Consider the following 20,084-nt stretch of genomic DNA (forward strand, 5'->3'; position numbering starts at 1 on the left):
CCCTTATTTTGTTTCTGTATTTGTTGTTTCGTCTTCAGTTGTTGTTTTTTCGTTCACTTTTTCATCGTATTCTTTCAAGCTCTCTTCTAACGCTTTTAGTTTTTCTACTTTTTCATCGCCGCTTAGTTTTGTATCACTTTGTACTTGTTCAATTTGTTTGGTTAAACTGTACATCGCAAGTGTTGGATCATCTAAAAGTTTGGCAATATCAAGTGATTCTTTAAATTCACCACGACCATTATAAATCCAGTAAAGCAGGTTTTTCGCATCGGATTTCAAGCTGATTGTGTTCATAATGTTTTCTTTCTTTTTATCGCTCATTTTTTCGCCGTTAACGTAAGCATATGCTAGTTCGTATTGTACGGATTGCGGCATTTTTTCTGGGTCAACGTTTTCTAGACCTGTGATTACTTTATCGTAGTCGGTTTTTAAGAAATTCTCGTTTGCTGTCAGTAAATCGTTTTGCAGTGGTACTTTAACGAAAGCAAAATAAGTTACTGGAATTGCTAGTAAAATCGCAACGATAATAAAACCGACTGCCAACCCGCGGAAAGTGCCGTATTTTTTCTTCGGTACACTTGCCATATTTTTTTGAACCGTCGCATGTTCTTTCACGTAAGCTTCTTCTAAAATATCGGCAATATCTTGAATCGTTTTTGCATCCAAAATGTTCTTCTCAAATTGCGTCCCTCTCGCACCTGTAAGCGAGCCATTGTACAAGTTTTCAAAAGAAAATTTCTTAGAAAACATCGCAATAACGAAGCATTGGTATTGTTTGAAAAACGCTTCTTCGGTTAACTCGTATGGCGGTAAAATGTTTTTAATACCGCGATGAACGATATTTGGTACTAGGTTAATATCGAAAACCAAATTATCTGGGTGTAAAAAGAATGTATAACGTGTATTTAGCAATTCGCTTAAATCGGCAATATTGCGTAGCGCACGTAGCTTATCTTCGCGTTCCATTTTTCGAATTTGTTCAAATCCGTAAGTGCGTTCGGCAATCTCATAAGAAATTGTATAAGAATCGCTGTCACTCGAAATTTTCGCAGGTGTAAAATGTGCTGCTGGTTTTTCTAATAATTCTAGTTGTGCCAGTTCTTTAGCATGTGTTTTAGATTTCGGGAACGTAATGCTCCAAACCAAATCCTCATAAGTAAAATCGTAAGCTGTTCCGTCCATTTCTGTTGTCTTATTCATCGTTTTCATTCTCCTTTTTTTCTATAAAATTTCTAAAATGTCTCCATCGGCAATTTGAAAATTAGTTAATTTATCATCATCGCTTAGTAGAATTGCTTTATTCGTTGTTTTTATCGTACATTTGGACAAATCTTTATACTCGATCTTGAGTGTTTCTGCCAAATTGATAATTAATGCTTTGATTGGTTGATGCACCGGGATTCGCAAGTCATACTTACCTGCGCCCCAATTAGTGAAATCAACTGTCACATTCATATGTGTGTTTTTAGCCATTTAAAACTCCCCGCTTTCTATTCAAAAACATTGCGCGCAGCCACATAAATCCCGCCTGCTAAAGCAACAAGCGTCCCAGCAATTGCTCCGCCAACTGTTTTTTGTTTGGTCTTTTTATTTTCGTCTTCTACCGTCGTTTCTGCCGTATCGGTCGCAGCTACTTCCGTGTTTACAGCAGTGGTTGCGTATTTTCCGGTGAACAATTTGGCTTTCGTTTTTTTCACTGTCTCACCAGAAGTTGGTTCCTCTTCAAAAAGCGAGTCTTTAATCCGGTCGTATTCCGCTTTTTCTGCCGCTTTTTGTTTGGCGATTTTTTCATCCATTTCGGCGGTGAAAAGTGGAATTCCGTTTTTATCGAGCTCTGTTTCTTCCATCTGCTCTAGTTCTTTTGTTTTTTCTTCTTCGGTTTTTTGAAGTCTGTCTGTTTTGATGTCCATTTTTCCGCTGTTTTCGAGATAACTATCTGAATCCGCAGCGAGCGCACTTGGAGCAAAAGCAAAACACATCAGCATCAGCCATGCCGCTATTTTAAATTTCATCTGAATAGTCCTCCTCTACATCTTCATCTTTAGAGCGGTGCCAGACAAACAGATTAAGTGCCGTAAATAAGAGCGTCGTCCCAATCAAACTGTATACGACGATAATATAATCTTGCTGTGCACTTAAAATTCCATTTAGCAATTGCTCCATGTATTGCAGTGGCGAGAACTTTCTGAACGTCGCGAAAATAGATTCGTTATCGATATTAAGTCCAACCGCATCTGTTAAGAATAGGTATAAACTTAACACTAGCAACACAAGCGACATCCCAATCATATTGAGCTGACGTAATAAGTATGAAAACGCCGTAACCAACGCCATCATAATTAACACGCAGACACCAATCCATAGGAACATTCCGATTTCCCCAACTTCAAAAATAAATCCTGAAACGGCACCGATTACTAGCCCTTCAATAATCCCCACACAAATCGTTAAAAATGTAATTGGGATATTTTTAAAGACAAGCGACATTTCATCCTCAAATTCATTCAATTGTTCTCGTTTTTTCTCTTGATGTGAAATTACGTAACTCGTGAAAATGGCAAGAATTGTACAAATTAAAACCATAAAGTATGGCATTGATTTATCGCCCGCCACGATAGTTCCGGCGTTCATTTTATCGACCGGATTACTCAAGAAACTATATAGATTTTCATTTTGACGATCACCGACACGACTGTTTTTCATGACCTTCGCAAAGTTTTTCTGGAACGTTTCGTCGTCTTCCAGTTTTTGCCCTAAATCATCCGATAATGTAGAAGCTTCTTTTACTAAAGTCTCTCCACTTTGTTGGATATTTTTCGCTTCTTTATCAATGGCATCAAAAGTCTGATACACGACTTCAGCTGATTTTAAATTACCTTCTGAAGTACCGGCTAACGACTCACTTTTCGCCAAAATTCCTGCAAATTCAGAACTTAACTGTAGCGCCATCGTTGCTTCTTCGCCAGATTTATCTAAAACCACACCATTTTCTGCGATTAGACCTTTACTAGCCTCGCGCCATGCTTCCAGATTTTGCAGCGTTAAAGCTAGATTTGTATTTAAACTAATGGCTTCTTGGGTCGTTTCGTTTAGTCTGTTTGTTACATCTTCTGATCGTGAATTCGCCTCGGACATTGCATATTTATAATCAGCAATTCGTTTTTCAAAGGCCTTGATTTTTTTCGTATAATCCGCCACAAAACGGTCTGTTGTCAGATTTACAAAACTACCAATAATATCTTCTTTATTAAAAATGTAATAATACGAAGAAGATTTTGCGGAATTATCTAATGTGACTTGATAATCACTAAAGTCCGGCATTTGCTCCGAATTACTCGCATCAATTCCATAATATAAATCAAATAATGCTTGTAATTTATAATAATCTTTCACGGTATTAGTAATTGCTTTAACAGAAGAGCTCGTTTCATTAAGATACGTTGCCGAATTGACCTTCATCGGCTGTGCTTCTTTTCTAACTAGTAAGGAGGTTGCCATACCAGGATTTAGCTGCGTTGGATTAGATGGATCCGGAACAACCGGCATGTATCCATATTCTTTACTCTCAAATTGTTGCACCGAGGCACTCCAATTCGCAGCCCCAACTAAAGGAACATTTGCACCTTCTCGTAATATTGCTCTACCAGTAATTTTTATATCTATTGGGTAAGTTAGCGATGGTATATAAAACTTAATACCATTTTCGCCGTATGGTGTCTGTTGCACTAATCCTGTATAAGGACTTCCGTTAACCAGACAATCGATATTAGAAAAAGTGAAATTTTCATCCAAATTCACAACAACTTCTGTATTATAAGGGCTAACTTGTACAGTATAAGACTGGCTTTCTAATCCAACACCTTCTGATTTTAGTCGGTTAATTGTGTCACTTTTCAGCACATCTGTTGGCAATGCTTTGGCATCATTTGTAAATCTAAAATCCTCACCAAAAGCATTACGATGACTGCTATAATACTCTTTCGATAGCGTTACAACATTTTTGTACATCTCTTCATCTAGCCCGAGATACGCCAGTTGATCCGTATTATAAGTCGGCAATGCTTTAATTTCATTCACAATCATATTGTTAAAACCAGCGTTAATATCTTCGCCAGCTAAATCTTTAAAGCCAATTTCATTTATTCTATCCGAATAATCGTTCTCTTTTAAAATACGCAGCAAATCATTATAAACTGCTGTCCGGAAATCATTTTCGAGCGTTCCGATAATTTCACCATCTAGCGCTTCAATCCGCGCATTTGTTTCAGCGATATAGTTTTGCAAAGCTTGCGTCTGCGATAATAATGAATTAGCTCCTTCTAAAACTTGAAATTCTGAAGTCATTTGCGCATTGGCTTGTTCTAACGCAGCCGTTTGTGTTCTAATATCTTCTGCCGATAAAGAACCATCAAAATTCTGCAAGTTCTCCGTGAATTTTATCCCAAAAGGCGCATTTGTTTCTTGTGTTTTTGTAAACCCGTCCATATTTTTCATATGTTCAGCGTTTTCCGTTTTAGAGATTTTTAAGCTTTCTTCAAATTCCTTCATAATATCTTGAAAGCCTTGGAAACTCTCTTTAGAAGTCCCCGTATACGTTTGTACCGTTTTAAATTGTTCCGTATAGTTGGATAACGGATTATTTACGTCTTTGTTGTAAATAGCATCGTATTTTTTCTCTTCCTTAACTAACGCGCCGATGTTATCTTGCGCTTCTTGTAAGGTCGTTAAAATGCTAGCAAAATAAACGTCAATTATCCGTGAATTGAAGTCTTCTAGTACAGATGCTGCTGTTTTTTCTGCTTCTGCTTTTAAATCGCTATTCCCGACATCATTAACTTTGTAGCTAATGGTTACTTTTTCTGGTGCAGCCGATGTCATTGACAATGCTTTTTGAGAAAAATCGCTTGGAATAACAATCATCATGTTGTATACATCTCGTTTTAAGCCACTTTCTGCAACACCGCGGCTAACAACGTACCATTCATGTCCTTCATCTTTTTCAATACTTTTAACAAATTGGTTCCCGAATTCCACTCGTTTTCCTTGGAAAGTATCTCCTTGGTCCTCGTTAACGAGTGCGATAGTCATTTTGTGTACTTTTTCAGTATTATTTTTAGTTTCTTTATTTGAGCCTTGATTCAAAGCCAAATAAGTAATTCCTGCCGACAGAAAAATCGCCAAGACTAAAAAGAGTAAAATACTCCATTTTACCTTCTTCATCCATGTCCCACTCCCGCTGTGTCTTTTTTATATAAATACCTTTTTAGGCATAAGCTTTCTATTTTAGAAAAAGCCATGCAAAAAACTGCATGGCTTTTCGTAAAGCATCCAACTATATTTGTATGTATGCCTCACTGTTTTGTTGATTTTTAGAATCCAAAGTTTTGAGAAAGTTGTTGATCGTGCTCTTCAACAGCGTTCGCAGTTTTCTCAAGCTGATCATTGATTTGATCCATCAAGTTAGCGAATTCAGTCACTTTTGGTTTTAATTGTTCAAATTGCTCATCAAAACGTACAAAAGCTTGACCTTCCCACTCGCTACGAAGTTGATCTTGTAATTGGCTCAAACGACTTAGAATATCCTCAATATCTCTACCACTTTGACCGTAAGTTTTAGCGCGATCACGTAGCTCATTAGGACTCATACGAATTTGACCTGACATTCACTTCATCTCCTCTTATTATCTATTGTGAATAAGATATCACTCTCAAATTATATCATGAATTCACAAGCTAAATTGTGACAGAAATACGAATAAAATAGCCCCAAAACATTGATATTAGGTCTTTTTAAGGAATCATTTTCCGTATAAAAGATGCGTATTTCACAAACAAATATTATTTTTGTTAAATTTTTCAAGTTTTCGAACAATGAATTGTATACCATATCGAAATCAAAACAAGCTCTTATACAGAAAAAATCTTCAATCAAAAAGCCTCTCCAAGGAAAACCTTAGAGAGGCTTGATAAATTTTTTATTAAGCTAAACGCCAAACGCTTTTAATTACGTGTGTTTGAGCGCGGTCTGGACCTACAGAGAACATAGAAACTTGCACGCCTGTAAGTTGCGCAATACGTTCCATATAGTGGCGGCAATTAACCGGCAGATCATCTAGTGATGTAACGCCTGTAATATCTTCCGTCCAACCTGGAAGTTCTTCATAAACTGGTTCGCAACGAGCTAAATCTTTCAAGCTTGCTGGGAATTCTGTAATTGTTTTTCCGTCTAATTTGTAAGCTACACAGATTTTAAGTGTTTCAATTCCTGTCAAAACATCAAGTAGAGTTAACGATAAATCAGTTAATCCACTAACACGACGAGCATGACGAACAACAACACTGTCAAACCAACCTACACGACGCGGACGACCAGTAGTCGTACCATATTCATGACCAACTTCACGAATATTGTCGCCGATAGCATCAAACAATTCTGTCGGGAAAGGACCGTCACCAACACGTGTAGTATAAGCTTTCGCCACACCAACCACATGATTGATTTTCGATGGACCAACACCGCTACCGATAGTTACTCCACCAGCAATCGGATTACTTGAAGTTACAAACGGATATGTTCCTTGATCAATATCAAGCATAACCCCTTGCGCTCCTTCAAATAACACACGTTTGCCATCATCAAGTGCATCATTTAAAACAACCGATGTATCGCAAACATATTCTTTAAATTGTTGACCATATTCATAGTACTCATCTAAAATATCTTCTAATTTAAAGCCTTCTAGTTCGTAAAAACGTTCTAATAAACGGTTTTTCTCGCCAAGATTATGCTCTAATTTTTCTTTAAATGTTTCTTTATCTAGTAAATCGATAATACGGATACCAACACGCGCCGCTTTATCCATGTATGCTGGGCCGATACCTTTTTTCGTTGTACCGATTTTATTTGCGCCTTTACGTTCTTCGTCAGCTTCATCAATACGAATGTGATACGGTAAAATAATGTGCGCGCGGTTAGAAATACGCAAATTAGAAGTATCCACGCCTTTGTCATGAAGATAACTTAATTCCTCCACTAAAGCCTTTGGATCAACAACCATACCGTTACCAATAACACTAATTTTTTCTTTGTAAAAGATACCTGATGGAATTAAGTGCAATTTGTACGTTACGCCATCAAACTTAATTGTATGACCTGCATTGTTCCCACCTTGATATCTAGCAATCGCTTCTGCATTTTCGGAAAGAAAATCTGTAATCTTCCCTTTTCCTTCATCGCCCCACTGTGTTCCTACTACAACAACTGAAGACATTTAAACACCTCATTTAATTGGTCTTTGATAGCTATGAGTTTTTCATAGCCTCTTCATTTTCCACTATATATTGTACCGTTTGCCACCAAAATAGTCAATGGATTTACGAACATTGATTTGTAAGGTAATTTTATCGTTCGCTTTTTTAATCATTTTAGCAGAAATCCAAAGTATATTTTTAGTAATATGATACCTTTTTGCATAAAATAAAAACCTTGCGAACTCCAAATCTAATTAGAATTTCACAAGGTTTCCTCATTAAGCCATTGCGTCGTCGTACCGCACTTCTAAATTCACAAACTTATTATATTCTTTTACAAAGGCTAGTTTTACGTCACCAACTGGACCATTACGTTGTTTCGCAATAATAATCTCAATCGTGCCATCATTTTCGCCTTCCCGGTCATAATAATCTTCCCGGTATAAAAAGGCTACGATATCAGCATCTTGCTCAATCGAACCTGATTCACGAATATCTGACATCATTGGGCGCTTATCTTGACGTTGCTCTACACTACGAGATAACTGTGAAAGTGCAATTACTGGCACTTCAAGTTCCCGCGCCAAAGCTTTCAATGAACGAGAAATTTCAGAAACCTCTTGTTGTCTATTTTCGCCACCACGACCGCTCCCCGCAATAAGTTGCAAGTAATCGATCACGATCATGCCAAGACCAGTTTCTTGTTTTAAACGACGACATTTGGAACGAATCTCATTCACACGAACACCCGGCGTATCATCAATATAAATCCCAGAATTAGAAAGTGTACCCATAGCAATTGTCAGCTTTTGCCAATCATCACTCGTTAAAGCACCCGTCCGTAAATTCTGCGCATTAATATTACCTTCCGCACAAAGCATACGCATAACAAGTTGTTCCGCACCCATTTCCAAACTAAAAATGGCCACATTCTCGTCCGTTTTCGTCGCAACATTTTGCGCAATATTCAAGGCGAATGCTGTTTTACCAACGGAAGGACGCGCGGCAACAATAATTAAATCATTCCGCTGAAATCCAGCTGTCATTTTGTCCAGCTCATTGAATCCAGTTGGAATCCCAGTAATATCACCTTTGCGATTATGCAAAATTTCAATATCGTCATATGTTTTAACAAGGACGTCTTTAATATTCTTGAACGCGCCGACATTTTTACGTTGCGAAACTTCCAAGATACTCTTTTCCGCCTCGTCCATAAGCATGTCGAGCTCGTCCTCGCGCGAATAACCATCTGTCGCAATTTGGGTAGCCGTTCTAATTAAACGTCTCAGAAGCGCCTTGTCCTCGATAATATGCGCATAGTATTCTAAGTTCGCAGCAGTTGGCACAGCTCCGGATAATTCCGTCAAATATGGCAAACCACCCGCATCTTCCAAATTACCTTTGGCCGCAAGCGATTCATACACTGTTAATACATCGACAGCCTTCCCGTGGTCATTCAAATCAAGCATTGTTTCAAAAATGATTTGGTGACCAGTGCGATAAAAATCATCCGGCATTAAAATTTCAGAAGCAGTAATCAGCGCATTCGGCTCAAGAAATATCGCGCCCAGTACAGCTTGTTCGGCTTCAATATTTTGTGGTGGTGTTCTGTCCTGGAAATTATTATCCACTGTCTTACGCTCCCTTAAGAAAAATTATTCTTCACTAACATGTACATCAAGTGTTGCCGTTACTTCATGGTGCAACTTCACAGGCACCTTCGTATGGCCTAAAGCTCGAATTGCATCCGGTAAATCCATTTTACGTTTATCTATTTTAATACCATGTGTTTTTTCAAGCGTTTGAGCGATTTGTTTGGATGTAATAGAACCAAACAATCTGCCGCCTTCACCAGACTTCGCTTTTAATTCCACTGTTAATTTTTCCATTTTTTCTTTCAAAGCTTTTGCCTCAGCTAGTTCTTCAGCAGCAACTTTATCTTCTTTTTTCTTTTGAGCTGAAAGTGTGCTTAAAGCCGCATTGTTAGCCTCTACCGCGTAACCATTTTTAATTAAAAAATTGTTTGCGTAACCATCAGCAACATTTTTAGTTTCACCTTTTTTACCTTTACCTTTTACGTCTTTCAAGAAAATAACTTTCATAATTATGTTTCTCCCTTCCAATACGCATCAATGGCGCTAATTAATTGTTTTTCTGCTTCTGCAATTGTAACATCTTTAAGCTGTGTGGCTGCATTCGATAAATGTCCGCCACCGCCTAGTTTTTCCATAATGACTTGCACATTGATTTGACCAAGCGACCTCGCGCTAATCCCGATTAATTTATCTGGACGTAGCGTAATGACAAAAGATGCCTGCACGCCTTCCATTGAAAGCATCGTATCGGCCGCCTGCGCTGCTATAACTGTGCCAAATTCCTCGTCTTCACGCCCAGTCGCAATCGCCATGCCGTCATGATAAATTTCAAGCGACTCCACTAAACGGCTCCGCTGAGTAAAAGTAGTAATATCTTCTTTCAAAAATTGCTGAACCAAAATCGTGTCCGCACCAAGCGACCGTAAATAACTTGCCGCATCAAACGTTCGCGACCCAGTCCGTAGCGTAAAGTTCTTCGTATCAACCACAATCCCGGAAAGAAGTGCCGTCGCTTCAATTTTCCCAACTTGCTCTAAATCCGGTTGGTACTCAAATAGCTCCGTAATCAGTTCGGCAGTAGATGACGCATATGGCTCGATATAAACAAGCACCGGACTTCCAACAAATTCCTCTGAACGACGGTGATGATCGACAACAACCACATTCGTAGCTGAGTCCAGCAATTCCTTATTAATAACCATCGAAGGTTTGTGCGTATCAACAACAACGAGCAAACTCTTCTCGGTAATGTTTTCTAGCGCAACTTGCGGTGTAACAATATTTTTAATTACATTCGGATATTCTTCAATTTCGTTCATTAGTCGCTTCACATCTGGACTCATTTTGCCAGGTTCAACGACCACATAAGCATTCCGATCATTCATCTCCGCAATCCGCATCACACCAAGACTCGAACCAATTACGTCCATATCCGGATAGCGGTGCCCCATAACAAAAACTTGATCACTTTGCGTAATTAGCTCTTGCAAGGCTTGCGAGATCACACGTGCGCGAACACGGGTCCGTTTTTCCATCGGGTTGGTTTTCCCGCCATAAAAACGCACTTTTCCTTCTGGTTGCTTAATTACGACCTGATCGCCGCCGCGCCCTAAAGCAAGGTCCAAACTAGACTGCGCCAAATCCGCCAGCTGAATCAAATCATCTTCCTTATAACCAATCCCAATACTAAGCGTCAAAGGAATATTCTGCTTCGACGTCCGTTCGCGAATCCGGTCCAAAATTTGAAACTTCTCCTCTTCCAGTCGCTTCAACATTTCCTCTGTCAAAAAGGCCATAAAGCGATCTGTCGAAATCCGTTTCAAATAAATACGATGCTCCCTGGCCCAGTTAGTCAACATCGACGTCACCAAGTTGTTCAAAGCACTACGACGTCTATCATCCATACCTTGCGCCCATTCATCATAATTATCTAAGAAAATAACCGCAAAAACAGATTTATTCGCTTGGTATTTCTTATTTAAATCATAATATTCCGTCCGGTCATATAAATATAAAATCCGCTCTTTACGCTTTACTATCGTATCAAAACGGTGATCACGCCAAGCAATCGACATAATCCCCTTTTCATCATTCCCAGTAATCACGTCCAGAAATTCCGGTCCCACTTCTTCCAAGGACTCCCCAATTAACTCTCTCTTATCAAAGTATTTCGACATAAACGGGTTAACCCATTCAATTTTGTAATGTTCATCATACAGCAATATTCCCATCGGCATTTCCACAAGCGCTTCTTCCTCACTGCGCTTAATCCGATATGTTAAATTAGAAACATATAGTTGAACGTCCTCATTCAGGCGATATTCAAAGTAAAACATCGCAACCGTAAGAATAATCCCACCAACAACAACTATTACCGATAGCCACCACGAAAAAAAGAACGTGATTACGCCCAGAATAATTGTCGCTGCAATCAGACCGTATAATGGATATTTAAGCATTCGTTTTTGAAAATAGCCTGACATTTCATCCAGCTCCCCATTTTTTTACATACCTTTTGTCTGAAATTGAGTATCTATATCATAACATAAACTGAACTAACAATTCACCACTATTATTTTACCTATATTTCACCATTTCATCAAATACAAACCAAACCTCGTACAAAAAAAGCGACCATTAAGGCCACTTTTATAAACTCAAGCTTTTAATTAACTTCGATGATGCGTAACAATTCTCTCCGTTAGACATCTTTACCACGCCTTTTGTCGTATCTAGCTCATGAATGTTTTTCTTATTCACAATATACGAACGATGGCACCGATAAAAGGATTCGTCCAACATTTTCTCAATATTTTTCAACTTACCATAAAACTCCACCTGACGATTTTTGCCATGTAAAATTACTTTATGAATCGTCGGCGCTGTTTCGAAAAATAAGATATCGTCTAAAAGTTCATGAATAATCTTCTTATCCGAAACTTTAAACGTAAAATACTTCTGCATATCTTGATCGTTAGAAATCCGTTCTTCCGCTTGCTTCATACAAGACAGCACTCGGTCATGCAACATATCAATATCATCTTTAATGATGTAATCAAGCGCTTCCACCTTGTACGTGAAAGTCATATAGCTCAATTCCGCATGTGTCGTAATGAAAATAATGAAGCCCCGCGGATCAAATTTCCGAATTTCTTGAGCTAATTCAAAACCATTCATGTCCGGTTGCCCTAAATCAATGTCTAAAAAGTAAAGCCCCATACCTTGATGTGAAGGCATTCGTGATACTAACTCAAACGGATCTCCTGTCGAAAGCTCTAACTTCATATCAAAATGTTCAACCATTATATAGTCTTCAATATATTTCGTTAACCTTTCTCGCTGCATTCTGTTATCTTCACAAATAAAAACCGGTAGCATAAATTCATCCCCATTCTTCTACATAATTTCTAGTTCTTGAATAACTTCTCTATTAGTCACTTTCGTATCTAAGGCAACGTGCGAATATTTCTTCATAATCTCCCGCAAACTAGCAAGACCTAAACCACGCCCTTCCCCTTTTGTCGAGAAACCTTCTTCAAATATTTTATATACAGGCGGCATATTCACTGGTAAGCTGTTCGCAAACACAATGATAATGCTATCGCCTTTCTTCACAAACGCAATCCGAATAACTGGATTTTCACAAGTTAGCGCCGCTTCAACTGCATTATCCAGCAAGATTCCAACGACTTTACATAAATCTATACTATCCATCGAAATCTTATCAATCGGTTCAACTACTTCCAAAATCGCATCAATTTTCAGTTCTTGAGCTCGTATTAACTTAACTGCCAACAAACCTTTTAGTTCAATCACGTGAATATTTTGCAGCAATGAAATCTTATAGTTGTTCGATTCAATTGTTTTATTTATAGGTACAATATTATTTTCAAAGTAATATTTCAAACCCGGCATATCATTATTATCAATATATCCCACAAGTGTAGACAAGATATTCACATAATCATGACGAAAAACGCGCATTTCTCTATGCAGGGACTCTAATGTAGTAACATAATCCTGTAACTGTTCTAGCTGTTCCTTCTGATTCTGTACTTTAAGTTCGTTGGTCGCTGTTTTAATAACAACCGTCACTATAACTATTAATAAAATGGTATAACCCGTAAAAATAAGCGTATTAATTTTCAAAACTGAACCATCGAAACCAGCAATCGAGCCTGCGTAAATGTTCATATAAAACGCTAAAACCGTAAGAGCAACGATTGAGAAAATTATATACGCATACTTTCTATGTTCAACAAATCTAGATAAATCAACTTTTTCAATGAGTTTTCTAAGAAGAAATGAAAGTACCAACAAGTTCGTCAGCATCCCCACACAATAAACTAATGTTGGTAATAATTCATTAAAAATTTCATCGTATTCAAAATGTAACCCCGGTACTAAAATAAAACCTACTATAGAATCACTAATAGTAAGCAAAATAATAACTACAAGTGTAATCGAGCCTGAAACGATTACATTTTTATTCTTCCAATATAAGGCACTTACAAAAACCAGCAACACCAAAATCATCGACCAGTACTGAACTAATGTAAATAAAGGGAAGGCTACCATAGCAATTGCTACAGTGACCACTCCCTCTTTAATTGAAAAAACTTTGTTTGTCAAAATCTGGATTGCTATAAAAATACCCGTTATCTGTATAAATGCCATCAAAATACTAAACATATTAGTCCTCCACTGTCTAAAATATCTATGTTTAAATATGTAAGTTTGCCTTCTTTTTATTTTAGCATGAATTTTGACGTTATACAGTTTTTAATTTATTTATTTTCGTTTTTTTCTTGCATTTTTACGAACGGACTTTTTGGTTCGTATACAAACATGAAGCAAGCCTTACTCATAGAAGAATCCGCAACTTTCATGGATTTTTCTTCTAGTTTTCTAGAGAGGAAATTACCAACCGATCTATTCATATTTCTCATAGTTCCGATACCTCCTTCTTAATAGTTTGTAAGTAAGTGGATTTATGCTTATCACCTGAAACAAAGAACCTAACATGATTAATGTTTTCATCTCAGCGAATGGTATTAGTAACGCAATTCCCGTTAAAATTAGCGTCCCTATCATCGCTTTTCTTTTTAGTGTTTTCCGGTGTTCTGCACCGATTAAAGGCAAATTCTCTGTATCTGCCGGAGCGAATAAAAACATGTTGAGTAGTATAAAACCAAATGTACCTAAAACAATCCAATTATTAGAGGGGATATTTTGAAAAACGAATGGCGCGAACACAAACATCATCAAGCTAATCAACGTACAATTCAATGTTTTGGTTGCGTGTAATCCAAAAGAATACCGTCTAAGCCATAAATACGACAGATGCACTGTCACCGTTTGCAGTAAAAGCCCTGTTACTAAGGCAATACCATATACGAGAGCAAACTTCATAGCATTAATTAAAATTATTTCCAGTCCATATTTTACTTTTAAATAACCTTCTTCATCATCTTTCCAGCGGTCTTTTGAAATCAAAACATCCGCCATTCTTTCTGACAAAGGGACTTTTGCGGTAAAATTACTCAACTAATTCACCTCCACTAATATTTTACAACGAATTTACCTGTAATAACCAAAAATGTAATGAAATGTCCGATTCTTGTCATGAACGACTCAAAAAGGGCAAAATTGGCGATTTTTTGGATACAGTTCAGAATTTTCAAACGTGTAAAAAGAGCCGCCTTATAGGACTTAGAACCTATATTAATATTATATTTCAGTAATTTTATTCATAAAAAAAGCAAGCTATGAAAGAATATTCACAGCTTACTTTTCCGATTTTATTAATCATCTTGTTCTGTTTGAAGTACGTCTAAAGTTTTTGCATTTAGCTTGATTTCGTATTTTTTATTATCTTGTTTTACGGTCACTTCATAATAAGTTGTATCTAATTCTCGCTCTATTTTCCAACTTGTTACGTCACCAGCTTGCTCAGTTACAGCCTTATCCATCGCTTCTTTTGGTGTTTTAATCCCATCTAAGCTGAGTTTTTCATTTTCTTTCTCTACTCCGCCAGCATCTTCTCGGTCAAGTTTGTCTGTTTCATCGCTTAGCTGTTCTTTTGTTTCGGCATTGAATTTCATTTCGTACTCATTGTCATTTGAAATCCCATCAACTTTGTACACGTATTTTCCCAAGTTTCTCTCTAATTCAACGCTAGATATTTCTGCATCGCTATGTTTGTCTTTGAATGCATTTATCGCGTCTTCGTAGCTCATATCGAAGCTTTTATTTTGCAGGTTGTCGTTATTGTCGCTCTTGCTACTAGTAGTTTCTTTGCTGCTGTTGTTTGATGATGTATCCTTGTCATCATTCGAGCCGCATGCCGATAGCGCACCCACTAATAATACCGCTACTCCTACCGTTACCAATTTTTTATACATGTTTGTTTCCCCCTGTGCATTTTTTTACTTCTTTTTAAGAATAACACGAATGTTTAACACAGGCTTCCTTCTTAAGTCTTGGTTTTGTTTGTTTCCAATAAAAAACAGCCTAGAAATAAATTCTAGACTGTTAAAATTAATTTTATTTTTCTTCAGCAACAAATGGTAGTAATGCCATTTGGCGTGAGCGTTTGATAGCAACAGTAAGTTTACGTTGATATTTAGCGCTTGTTCCAGTTACACGACGAGGTAAAATTTTACCACGTTCGGAAACGAATTTTTTAAGAAGTTCTACATCTTTATAGTCGATATGCGTAATACCATTGGAAGTAAAGTAACATACTTTTTTCCGACGGCGTCCGCCTCTGCGTCCTCCAGCCATTGAAAGTTCCTCCTATCTTAAAGTTCAAACCGCTAAAATGAATTTAGAATGGCAAATCGTCATCAGAAATGTCGATTGGCTTACCATCACTTGCAAAAGGATCATTGTTAGTGGATTGATAATTTTGATTTTGAGATTGTTGCTGGTCCTGTCCGAATCCACCGTTATTTGTAGGTGCTTGTCCGAAGTTATTTCCACCGTTATTATAATTATTGTTGTTATTGCCACTTTGATAGTTATTTCCGCCACCGCCATTAGAATTACGCGGTTCAAGGAATTGAACGCTCTCCGCTACAATTTCTGTCACATAAACACGTTTACCGTCGTTCCCCTCGTAATTACGAGTTTGAACACGGCCATCAACGCCTGCCATGCTTCCCTTCTTCAGGAAATTAGCAACGTTTTCTGCCGGTTTACGCCAAACAACACAATTAATAAAGTCAGCTTCTCGTTCTCCTTGTTGGTTAGTGAACGTACGATTTACAGCTAATGTAAAAGTCGCAACAGCCACACCAGCTGGAGTGTAACGTAATTCAGGATCTTTTGTTAAGCGTCCTACAAGTACTACACGATTCATCATGCAAAACCAACCTCCTCTCGTTTAGTAAATCAAGGTCCTAGCCTTGAATAAATTCTTATGCTTCTTCTTTAATTACCATGTGACGAATGATATCATCAGAAATTTTTGCTAAACGGTCAAATTCGTTGATAGAATCTGCTTTATCAGCGTTTAATTTCACGATGTGGTAAAAACCATCACGATAGTCATTGATTTCATATGCTAAGCGACGTTTACCCCATTCTTTTGATTCGATGATCTCCGCACCATTTTCAGTTAAGATTCCGTCAAAGCGTTCTACAACAGCTTTTTTCTCATCTTCTTCAATGTTTGGGCGAATGATGTACATAATTTCGTACTTTCTAGCCATCTACTCTACACCTCCTTGTGGTCTTAAGCGGCTCTGATATAGCATGAAACCACACCATATCCCTGAAATTCAGACTGCCTTTAGCTAGCCTTAAAATCAAGAGCGAGCAAGGAATAATTTATAATTACTCACAATAAAATATTATATCATAGCGCAAACTAACCAGCAAGATATTTCTCGAAAGTTTCTGGTTTGAAAACACTATAGCACATCTCAAAATTGTCGACAATACTTTTTGCGAAAGTTGTATTTTGAATGGAAATCCCAGTTTTTCAAGGCTTATTATAAATTTTCTCTAACAAGCGGCATTGTCATACATCTAGGTCCACCACGTCCCCTAGAAAGCTCCGAACTAATCACTTCATGAACCTTAATACCAGCGCTTCTTAAAAGGTTATTAGAGACATGATTTCGATCATATGTAATTACTTCCCCAGGCGCAATTGCCAGCGTATTTGCCCCGTCATTCCACTGTTCTCGCGCTGAAACAATCACATCTTCCCCGCCACAAGGAATAAACTCCACTTCCGGCTCACCTAAAACTTCCGCAATCACTCGCTTAAAATCTCGACGCGGCGTAATTTCTAGCCCATGCTCACTTTTTTCTAAAATATAAACATTAAGCTCCCCTTGTTGATTTTGAATAGCTGGGTGAATCGTGAACTGCGCAAAATTAACCATGGTGAAAACCGTATCCAAATGCATAAATGATCTTGTTTCCGGAATTTCAACTGCTAATACTCGCTTGATTTTCGGAGCGCGACTAAATAAACTTTCCGCAAGACGCTCGACCGCTCGTGCATCCGTCCGCTCAGATACGCCAACAAGGATAGTTTCCTCATTTAGAACTAATTCGTCTCCACCTTCTAAAGAAAACGGCTCTTCGCGACCTGACCATATCGGGATTTCGTGTCCACCGAAACGCGGATGACATTTTAAAATAAGCTCAATAAAAATAGACTCTCGCCTTCTAGCTGGCTGGAACATTTTATTAATCGTCACGCCATTCCCAATAACCGCTGCCGGATCTCGGGTGAAATACAAATTAGGTAACGGATCTAGGAAAAATGGATATTGTTCGTCCATCATTTCATTTAAATGTTTCTTTTTCCGTTCTGGGATTTCTGATTTTTTCAAACCAGACATCAGTTTCCGAATCATTTCTTCCTCATCAAAGGACATCAAATAATCTCGTACATATAGCGCGCTTTCGTCCATTTGATTGGATTCTTTGATCATTTTTGTTAAAAAGGCTTCTTTATTATTAGCTGCTCGCAATGCCTCTGCTGCTAATTTTTCTAGGTAAAGCACTTCAATGTTCGAGTCTTGCATCGTTTTGACAAAAAAGTCATGTTCTTTTTGCATCATTTTCAAGTAAGGGATATCGTCGAATAATAAAGATTCTAAATACTCAGGTGTGATATTTTCGAGTTCAGAACCCGGTCTTTTTACAAGTACTGTTTGGAGTTTGCCAATTTCGGATGTAATGTTCAATGTTTTTTCCATTTCATCACCTCTTGATAACTAGTTACCCCAAAAGACTATCATGTATGCGAGAGATTTCCCGGGAAATAAAAAAAGCACAGAGATTATTCTGCGCTTTTCTTGTCCATTTTACTTTTAATAAACGAAACTACCATTGGGATAACGGAAACTACGATAATTCCGATAACTACTAATGAGAAGTTGTCTTTTACGATTGGGAAGTTCCCGAAGAAGTAGCCTGCAAGCGTACAAAGTAATACCCAAACAGTTGCTCCTAAAATATTGTAATTTAAGAAATAGCGATAATTCATGCGACTTGCTCCAGCCACGAACGGGGCAAATGTACGGATGAACGGCATAAATCTAGCAATAAAAATGGTTTTTCCGCCATGTTTATTGAAGAATGCTTCTGCTTTTTCCATTTTTTCTTTATTTATTAGTTTTCCAAACCAGCTATCTTCCGGTATCGATGTACCGATTTTTTTACCGATATGGTAGTTCACTGTGTCACCTAGAACTGCTGCTAACCATAATGTGATGATTAGCGGAACAATATGTAAAATTGAACCATCTAATACAGACAACGCTCCGGCCGCAAAAAGTAATGAATCTCCTGGTAAAAACGGAAATACTACCAATCCAGTTTCTATAAAAACAATCAAGAACAAAATGATGTAAGTCCAAATCCCAAAATTATTTATAATCTCCACTAAATGTTGGTCAATGTGTAAAATAAAATCAATGATGTAGGTAATAAAATCCACCAGGCAATCACTTCCTCTTCTTTTTTTAAAAGTCAAAGTTCATTTTACCACAAATTAACTTTCCTTGTATCAGACTTGTGTCTTATTTATCAACATTTAACAATTAATTGCTAAATATTGGAAATTTAAGCAAAAAAAGGCTGGGAAAACCCCACTTATTTGGGATTCCCCAGCCTTTTAGCAACTTTTAAGCGTAGTCACCAGGTTTTGTTTTACTTTTCATTGCTACACCAAAGTCTGTGTAGATACGTTCTGTTAATTTATTTCCTTTCAACTCCGCAATATGATGCGCTAAGATTTGGAAAGGAAGAATCATTAGGAACGGTGCTTGGTATTCGTCGAGATCCGCTGAAATTGCTAATGTGCGGTCGTTCTCAGCTGTACCAAATTTAACTGTATACGTAAATGGTGTGTACTTAGATTCATAATTGCGCAACAGCACTAAACGTTCTGTAACAGCACTCTCTGTTTCCAAGAAGAAAATTCTATGCTGTGGGTTCACTTCTAAATAAGGACCGTGCATAAACGCCTCTAAATCAAGACCTTGTGATGGCACGCGGACAGTTTCTGAGAATTTCGTTTCAAATTCTTTGCATGTCCCAACGGTTGGGCCATAACCAATCGCGGTAAATTTCGGCGCCGTAGCGAATTCATCCTGCCATTTTTCATAGAATGCTTCGGTTTGGGCGATTGTCGCTGGAATCGCATCGGTTGCGCGGCTGAATGCGCTGATTTCGTTATTGAATCGCGTTTTATCAATTTGCCCTGTTTTATATGCAAAATGAAGGCCAGTTAGCATTAATGTTAAAACTGTTGCTGTGAAGCCTTTTGTTACGTAACCAACGCGTTCTTTCCCGCAGCCGATATCCAGTGTAATATCCGCAAACTCAGCAATTTCACTAGTTACATCGCTCGTTAGCGCAACGACTGGTACGGAAGCTTCTTTTTTCACTCGTTCTAGCGCGGAAATAGTTGAAGTACTTTGACCACTTTGTGAAATTCCGATAACTAGATCTAGGTGGCTTGATAATTTTTCGTAGTATAAATGGTTGAAAGGTTCTTCAACGGTAATACGGACATCCGCGATATTTTCGATGTAATATTTGGCACTTAGGGCTGCGTTTAAGCTTGATCCAGTTGCTAAAATCAACCATTCTTTTGCGCCATTTTTTACGAGTGATTCTAATTTTTCTGCATTTGTTTGGAAATTAGCTAAAATTGATCGACACATTTCCTCTTCTTCATTAATATAAGTCATCATTGTTGGTTTCATT

20 protein-coding genes are annotated in these 20,084 nt (G+C 37.8%); all 20 read right to left on the reverse strand.

Annotation, left to right across the window (positions count from 1 at the left end):
* Positions 1-3: 3 nt before the first annotated feature.
* Positions 4-1,200, reverse strand: coding sequence for a type VII secretion protein EssB (gene essB / locus HCJ30_RS07880; protein ID WP_185391715.1), 1,197 nt, complete (start codon positions 1,198-1,200; stop codon positions 4-6).
* 21 nt (positions 1,201-1,221) lie between these two features.
* The gene (locus tag HCJ30_RS07885) at positions 1,222-1,473 is read right to left on the reverse strand and encodes an EsaB/YukD family protein (RefSeq protein WP_003740080.1); all 252 of its coding nucleotides are present in this window, start codon (positions 1,471-1,473) and stop codon (positions 1,222-1,224) included.
* Positions 1,474-1,490: 17 nt separating this feature from the next.
* Positions 1,491-2,012 (reverse strand): type VII secretion protein EssA, encoded by a 522-nt coding sequence (essA, locus tag HCJ30_RS07890; RefSeq protein WP_185391716.1) that lies wholly within the window; start codon positions 2,010-2,012, stop codon positions 1,491-1,493.
* Positions 2,002-5,220, reverse strand: a complete 3,219-nt coding sequence (gene esaA, locus HCJ30_RS07895; RefSeq protein WP_185391717.1) for a type VII secretion protein EsaA — start codon at positions 5,218-5,220, stop codon at positions 2,002-2,004. Before esaA ends, essA begins: the two co-directional genes overlap by 11 nt.
* A 149-nt stretch (positions 5,221-5,369) precedes the next feature.
* Positions 5,370-5,663 carry a WXG100 family type VII secretion target gene (locus HCJ30_RS07900; protein WP_185391718.1) on the reverse strand — a complete coding sequence of 98 codons (294 nt, stop codon included), beginning with the start codon at positions 5,661-5,663 and terminating at the stop codon, positions 5,370-5,372.
* Positions 5,664-5,978: 315 nt separating this feature from the next.
* On the reverse strand, positions 5,979-7,271 hold the full coding sequence (locus HCJ30_RS07905; RefSeq protein WP_185391719.1) for an adenylosuccinate synthase: 1,293 nt from the start codon (positions 7,269-7,271) through the stop codon (positions 5,979-5,981).
* A 258-nt stretch (positions 7,272-7,529) separates the two neighbouring features.
* Complete coding sequence (gene dnaB, locus HCJ30_RS07910) at positions 7,530-8,882, reverse strand: replicative DNA helicase (RefSeq protein ID WP_185391720.1); 1,353 nt, start codon at positions 8,880-8,882, stop codon at positions 7,530-7,532.
* A gap of 24 nt (positions 8,883-8,906) precedes the next feature.
* On the reverse strand, positions 8,907-9,353 hold the full coding sequence (gene rplI, locus HCJ30_RS07915) for a 50S ribosomal protein L9 (protein WP_185391721.1): 447 nt from the start codon (positions 9,351-9,353) through the stop codon (positions 8,907-8,909).
* Positions 9,354-9,355: 2 nt separating this feature from the next.
* Complete coding sequence (pdeA, locus tag HCJ30_RS07920; RefSeq protein ID WP_185391722.1) at positions 9,356-11,329, reverse strand: cyclic-di-AMP phosphodiesterase PdeA; 1,974 nt, start codon at positions 11,327-11,329, stop codon at positions 9,356-9,358.
* A 166-nt stretch (positions 11,330-11,495) separates the two neighbouring features.
* Positions 11,496-12,224 (reverse strand): LytR/AlgR family response regulator transcription factor, encoded by a 729-nt coding sequence (locus HCJ30_RS07925; RefSeq protein WP_008946444.1) that lies wholly within the window; start codon positions 12,222-12,224, stop codon positions 11,496-11,498.
* Positions 12,225-12,242: 18 nt separating this feature from the next.
* Positions 12,243-13,538 carry a sensor histidine kinase gene (locus HCJ30_RS07930; RefSeq protein ID WP_185391723.1) on the reverse strand — a complete coding sequence of 432 codons (1,296 nt, stop codon included), beginning with the start codon at positions 13,536-13,538 and terminating at the stop codon, positions 12,243-12,245.
* A 95-nt stretch (positions 13,539-13,633) separates the two neighbouring features.
* Positions 13,634-13,795: a cyclic lactone autoinducer peptide gene (locus HCJ30_RS07935; protein WP_008946442.1), complete on the reverse strand. Its 162-nt coding sequence runs from the start codon at positions 13,793-13,795 to the stop codon at positions 13,634-13,636.
* Positions 13,779-14,393 carry an accessory gene regulator ArgB-like protein gene (locus HCJ30_RS07940; protein ID WP_185391724.1) on the reverse strand — a complete coding sequence of 205 codons (615 nt, stop codon included), beginning with the start codon at positions 14,391-14,393 and terminating at the stop codon, positions 13,779-13,781. Before HCJ30_RS07940 ends, HCJ30_RS07935 begins: the two co-directional genes overlap by 17 nt.
* A gap of 257 nt (positions 14,394-14,650) precedes the next feature.
* Positions 14,651-15,250, reverse strand: coding sequence for a PepSY domain-containing protein (locus tag HCJ30_RS07945; RefSeq protein ID WP_185391725.1), 600 nt, complete (start codon positions 15,248-15,250; stop codon positions 14,651-14,653).
* Positions 15,251-15,392: 142 nt separating this feature from the next.
* Entirely contained in the window at positions 15,393-15,632 is a 240-nt protein-coding gene (gene rpsR / locus HCJ30_RS07950; protein WP_003721669.1) for a 30S ribosomal protein S18, read from the reverse strand.
* Positions 15,633-15,675: 43 nt separating this feature from the next.
* Positions 15,676-16,212, reverse strand: coding sequence for a single-stranded DNA-binding protein (ssb, locus tag HCJ30_RS07955; RefSeq protein WP_069887545.1), 537 nt, complete (start codon positions 16,210-16,212; stop codon positions 15,676-15,678).
* 55 nt (positions 16,213-16,267) lie between these two features.
* A complete protein-coding gene (rpsF, locus tag HCJ30_RS07960; protein ID WP_003721667.1) occupies positions 16,268-16,561 on the reverse strand; it encodes a 30S ribosomal protein S6 in 294 nt (97 codons plus the stop codon).
* Positions 16,562-16,843: 282 nt separating this feature from the next.
* Positions 16,844-18,067 (reverse strand): arginine deiminase, encoded by a 1,224-nt coding sequence (arcA, locus tag HCJ30_RS07965; protein WP_185391726.1) that lies wholly within the window; start codon positions 18,065-18,067, stop codon positions 16,844-16,846.
* A gap of 83 nt (positions 18,068-18,150) precedes the next feature.
* Positions 18,151-18,810, reverse strand: a complete 660-nt coding sequence (locus HCJ30_RS07970; RefSeq protein WP_003721665.1) for a DedA family protein — start codon at positions 18,808-18,810, stop codon at positions 18,151-18,153.
* Between the two features lie 187 nt (positions 18,811-18,997).
* Positions 18,998-20,083: a glutamine--fructose-6-phosphate aminotransferase gene (locus HCJ30_RS07975; RefSeq protein ID WP_185391727.1), complete on the reverse strand. Its 1,086-nt coding sequence runs from the start codon at positions 20,081-20,083 to the stop codon at positions 18,998-19,000.
* Position 20,084 lies beyond the last annotated feature (1 nt).

This window comes from Listeria cossartiae subsp. cossartiae, assembly GCF_014224155.1.
In the GTDB taxonomy this organism is placed as follows: domain Bacteria; phylum Bacillota; class Bacilli; order Lactobacillales; family Listeriaceae; genus Listeria; species Listeria cossartiae.

Excerpts from the sequence above, each read along its gene's own strand:
- esaA (WP_185391717.1), bottom strand. The coding sequence starts at position 5,220 with ATGAAGAAGGTAAAATGGAGTATTTTACTCTTTTTAGTCTTGGCGATT.
- HCJ30_RS07945 (WP_185391725.1), bottom strand. The coding sequence starts at position 15,250 with ATGTATAAAAAATTGGTAACGGTAGGAGTAGCGGTATTATTAGTGGGT.
- HCJ30_RS07905 (WP_185391719.1), bottom strand. The coding sequence starts at position 7,271 with ATGTCTTCAGTTGTTGTAGTAGGAACACAGTGGGGCGATGAAGGAAAA.
- HCJ30_RS07885 (WP_003740080.1), bottom strand. The coding sequence starts at position 1,473 with ATGGCTAAAAACACACATATGAATGTGACAGTTGATTTCACTAATTGG.
- arcA (WP_185391726.1), bottom strand. The coding sequence starts at position 18,067 with ATGGAAAAAACATTGAACATTACATCCGAAATTGGCAAACTCCAAACA.
- essA (WP_185391716.1), bottom strand. The coding sequence starts at position 2,012 with ATGAAATTTAAAATAGCGGCATGGCTGATGCTGATGTGTTTTGCTTTT.
- rpsR (WP_003721669.1), bottom strand. The coding sequence starts at position 15,632 with ATGGCTGGAGGACGCAGAGGCGGACGCCGTCGGAAAAAAGTATGTTAC.
- HCJ30_RS07975 (WP_185391727.1), bottom strand. The coding sequence starts at position 20,083 with ATGAAACCAACAATGATGACTTATATTAATGAAGAAGAGGAAATGTGT.
- rpsF (WP_003721667.1), bottom strand. The coding sequence starts at position 16,561 with ATGGCTAGAAAGTACGAAATTATGTACATCATTCGCCCAAACATTGAA.
- pdeA (WP_185391722.1), bottom strand. The coding sequence starts at position 11,329 with ATGTCAGGCTATTTTCAAAAACGAATGCTTAAATATCCATTATACGGT.
- rplI (WP_185391721.1), bottom strand. The coding sequence starts at position 9,353 with ATGAAAGTTATTTTCTTGAAAGACGTAAAAGGTAAAGGTAAAAAAGGT.
- HCJ30_RS07925 (WP_008946444.1), bottom strand. The coding sequence starts at position 12,224 with ATGCTACCGGTTTTTATTTGTGAAGATAACAGAATGCAGCGAGAAAGG.
- HCJ30_RS07930 (WP_185391723.1), bottom strand. The coding sequence starts at position 13,538 with ATGTTTAGTATTTTGATGGCATTTATACAGATAACGGGTATTTTTATA.
- HCJ30_RS07935 (WP_008946442.1), bottom strand. The coding sequence starts at position 13,795 with ATGAGAAATATGAATAGATCGGTTGGTAATTTCCTCTCTAGAAAACTA.
- essB (WP_185391715.1), bottom strand. The coding sequence starts at position 1,200 with ATGAATAAGACAACAGAAATGGACGGAACAGCTTACGATTTTACTTAT.
- ssb (WP_069887545.1), bottom strand. The coding sequence starts at position 16,212 with ATGATGAATCGTGTAGTACTTGTAGGACGCTTAACAAAAGATCCTGAA.
- HCJ30_RS07900 (WP_185391718.1), bottom strand. The coding sequence starts at position 5,663 with ATGTCAGGTCAAATTCGTATGAGTCCTAATGAGCTACGTGATCGCGCT.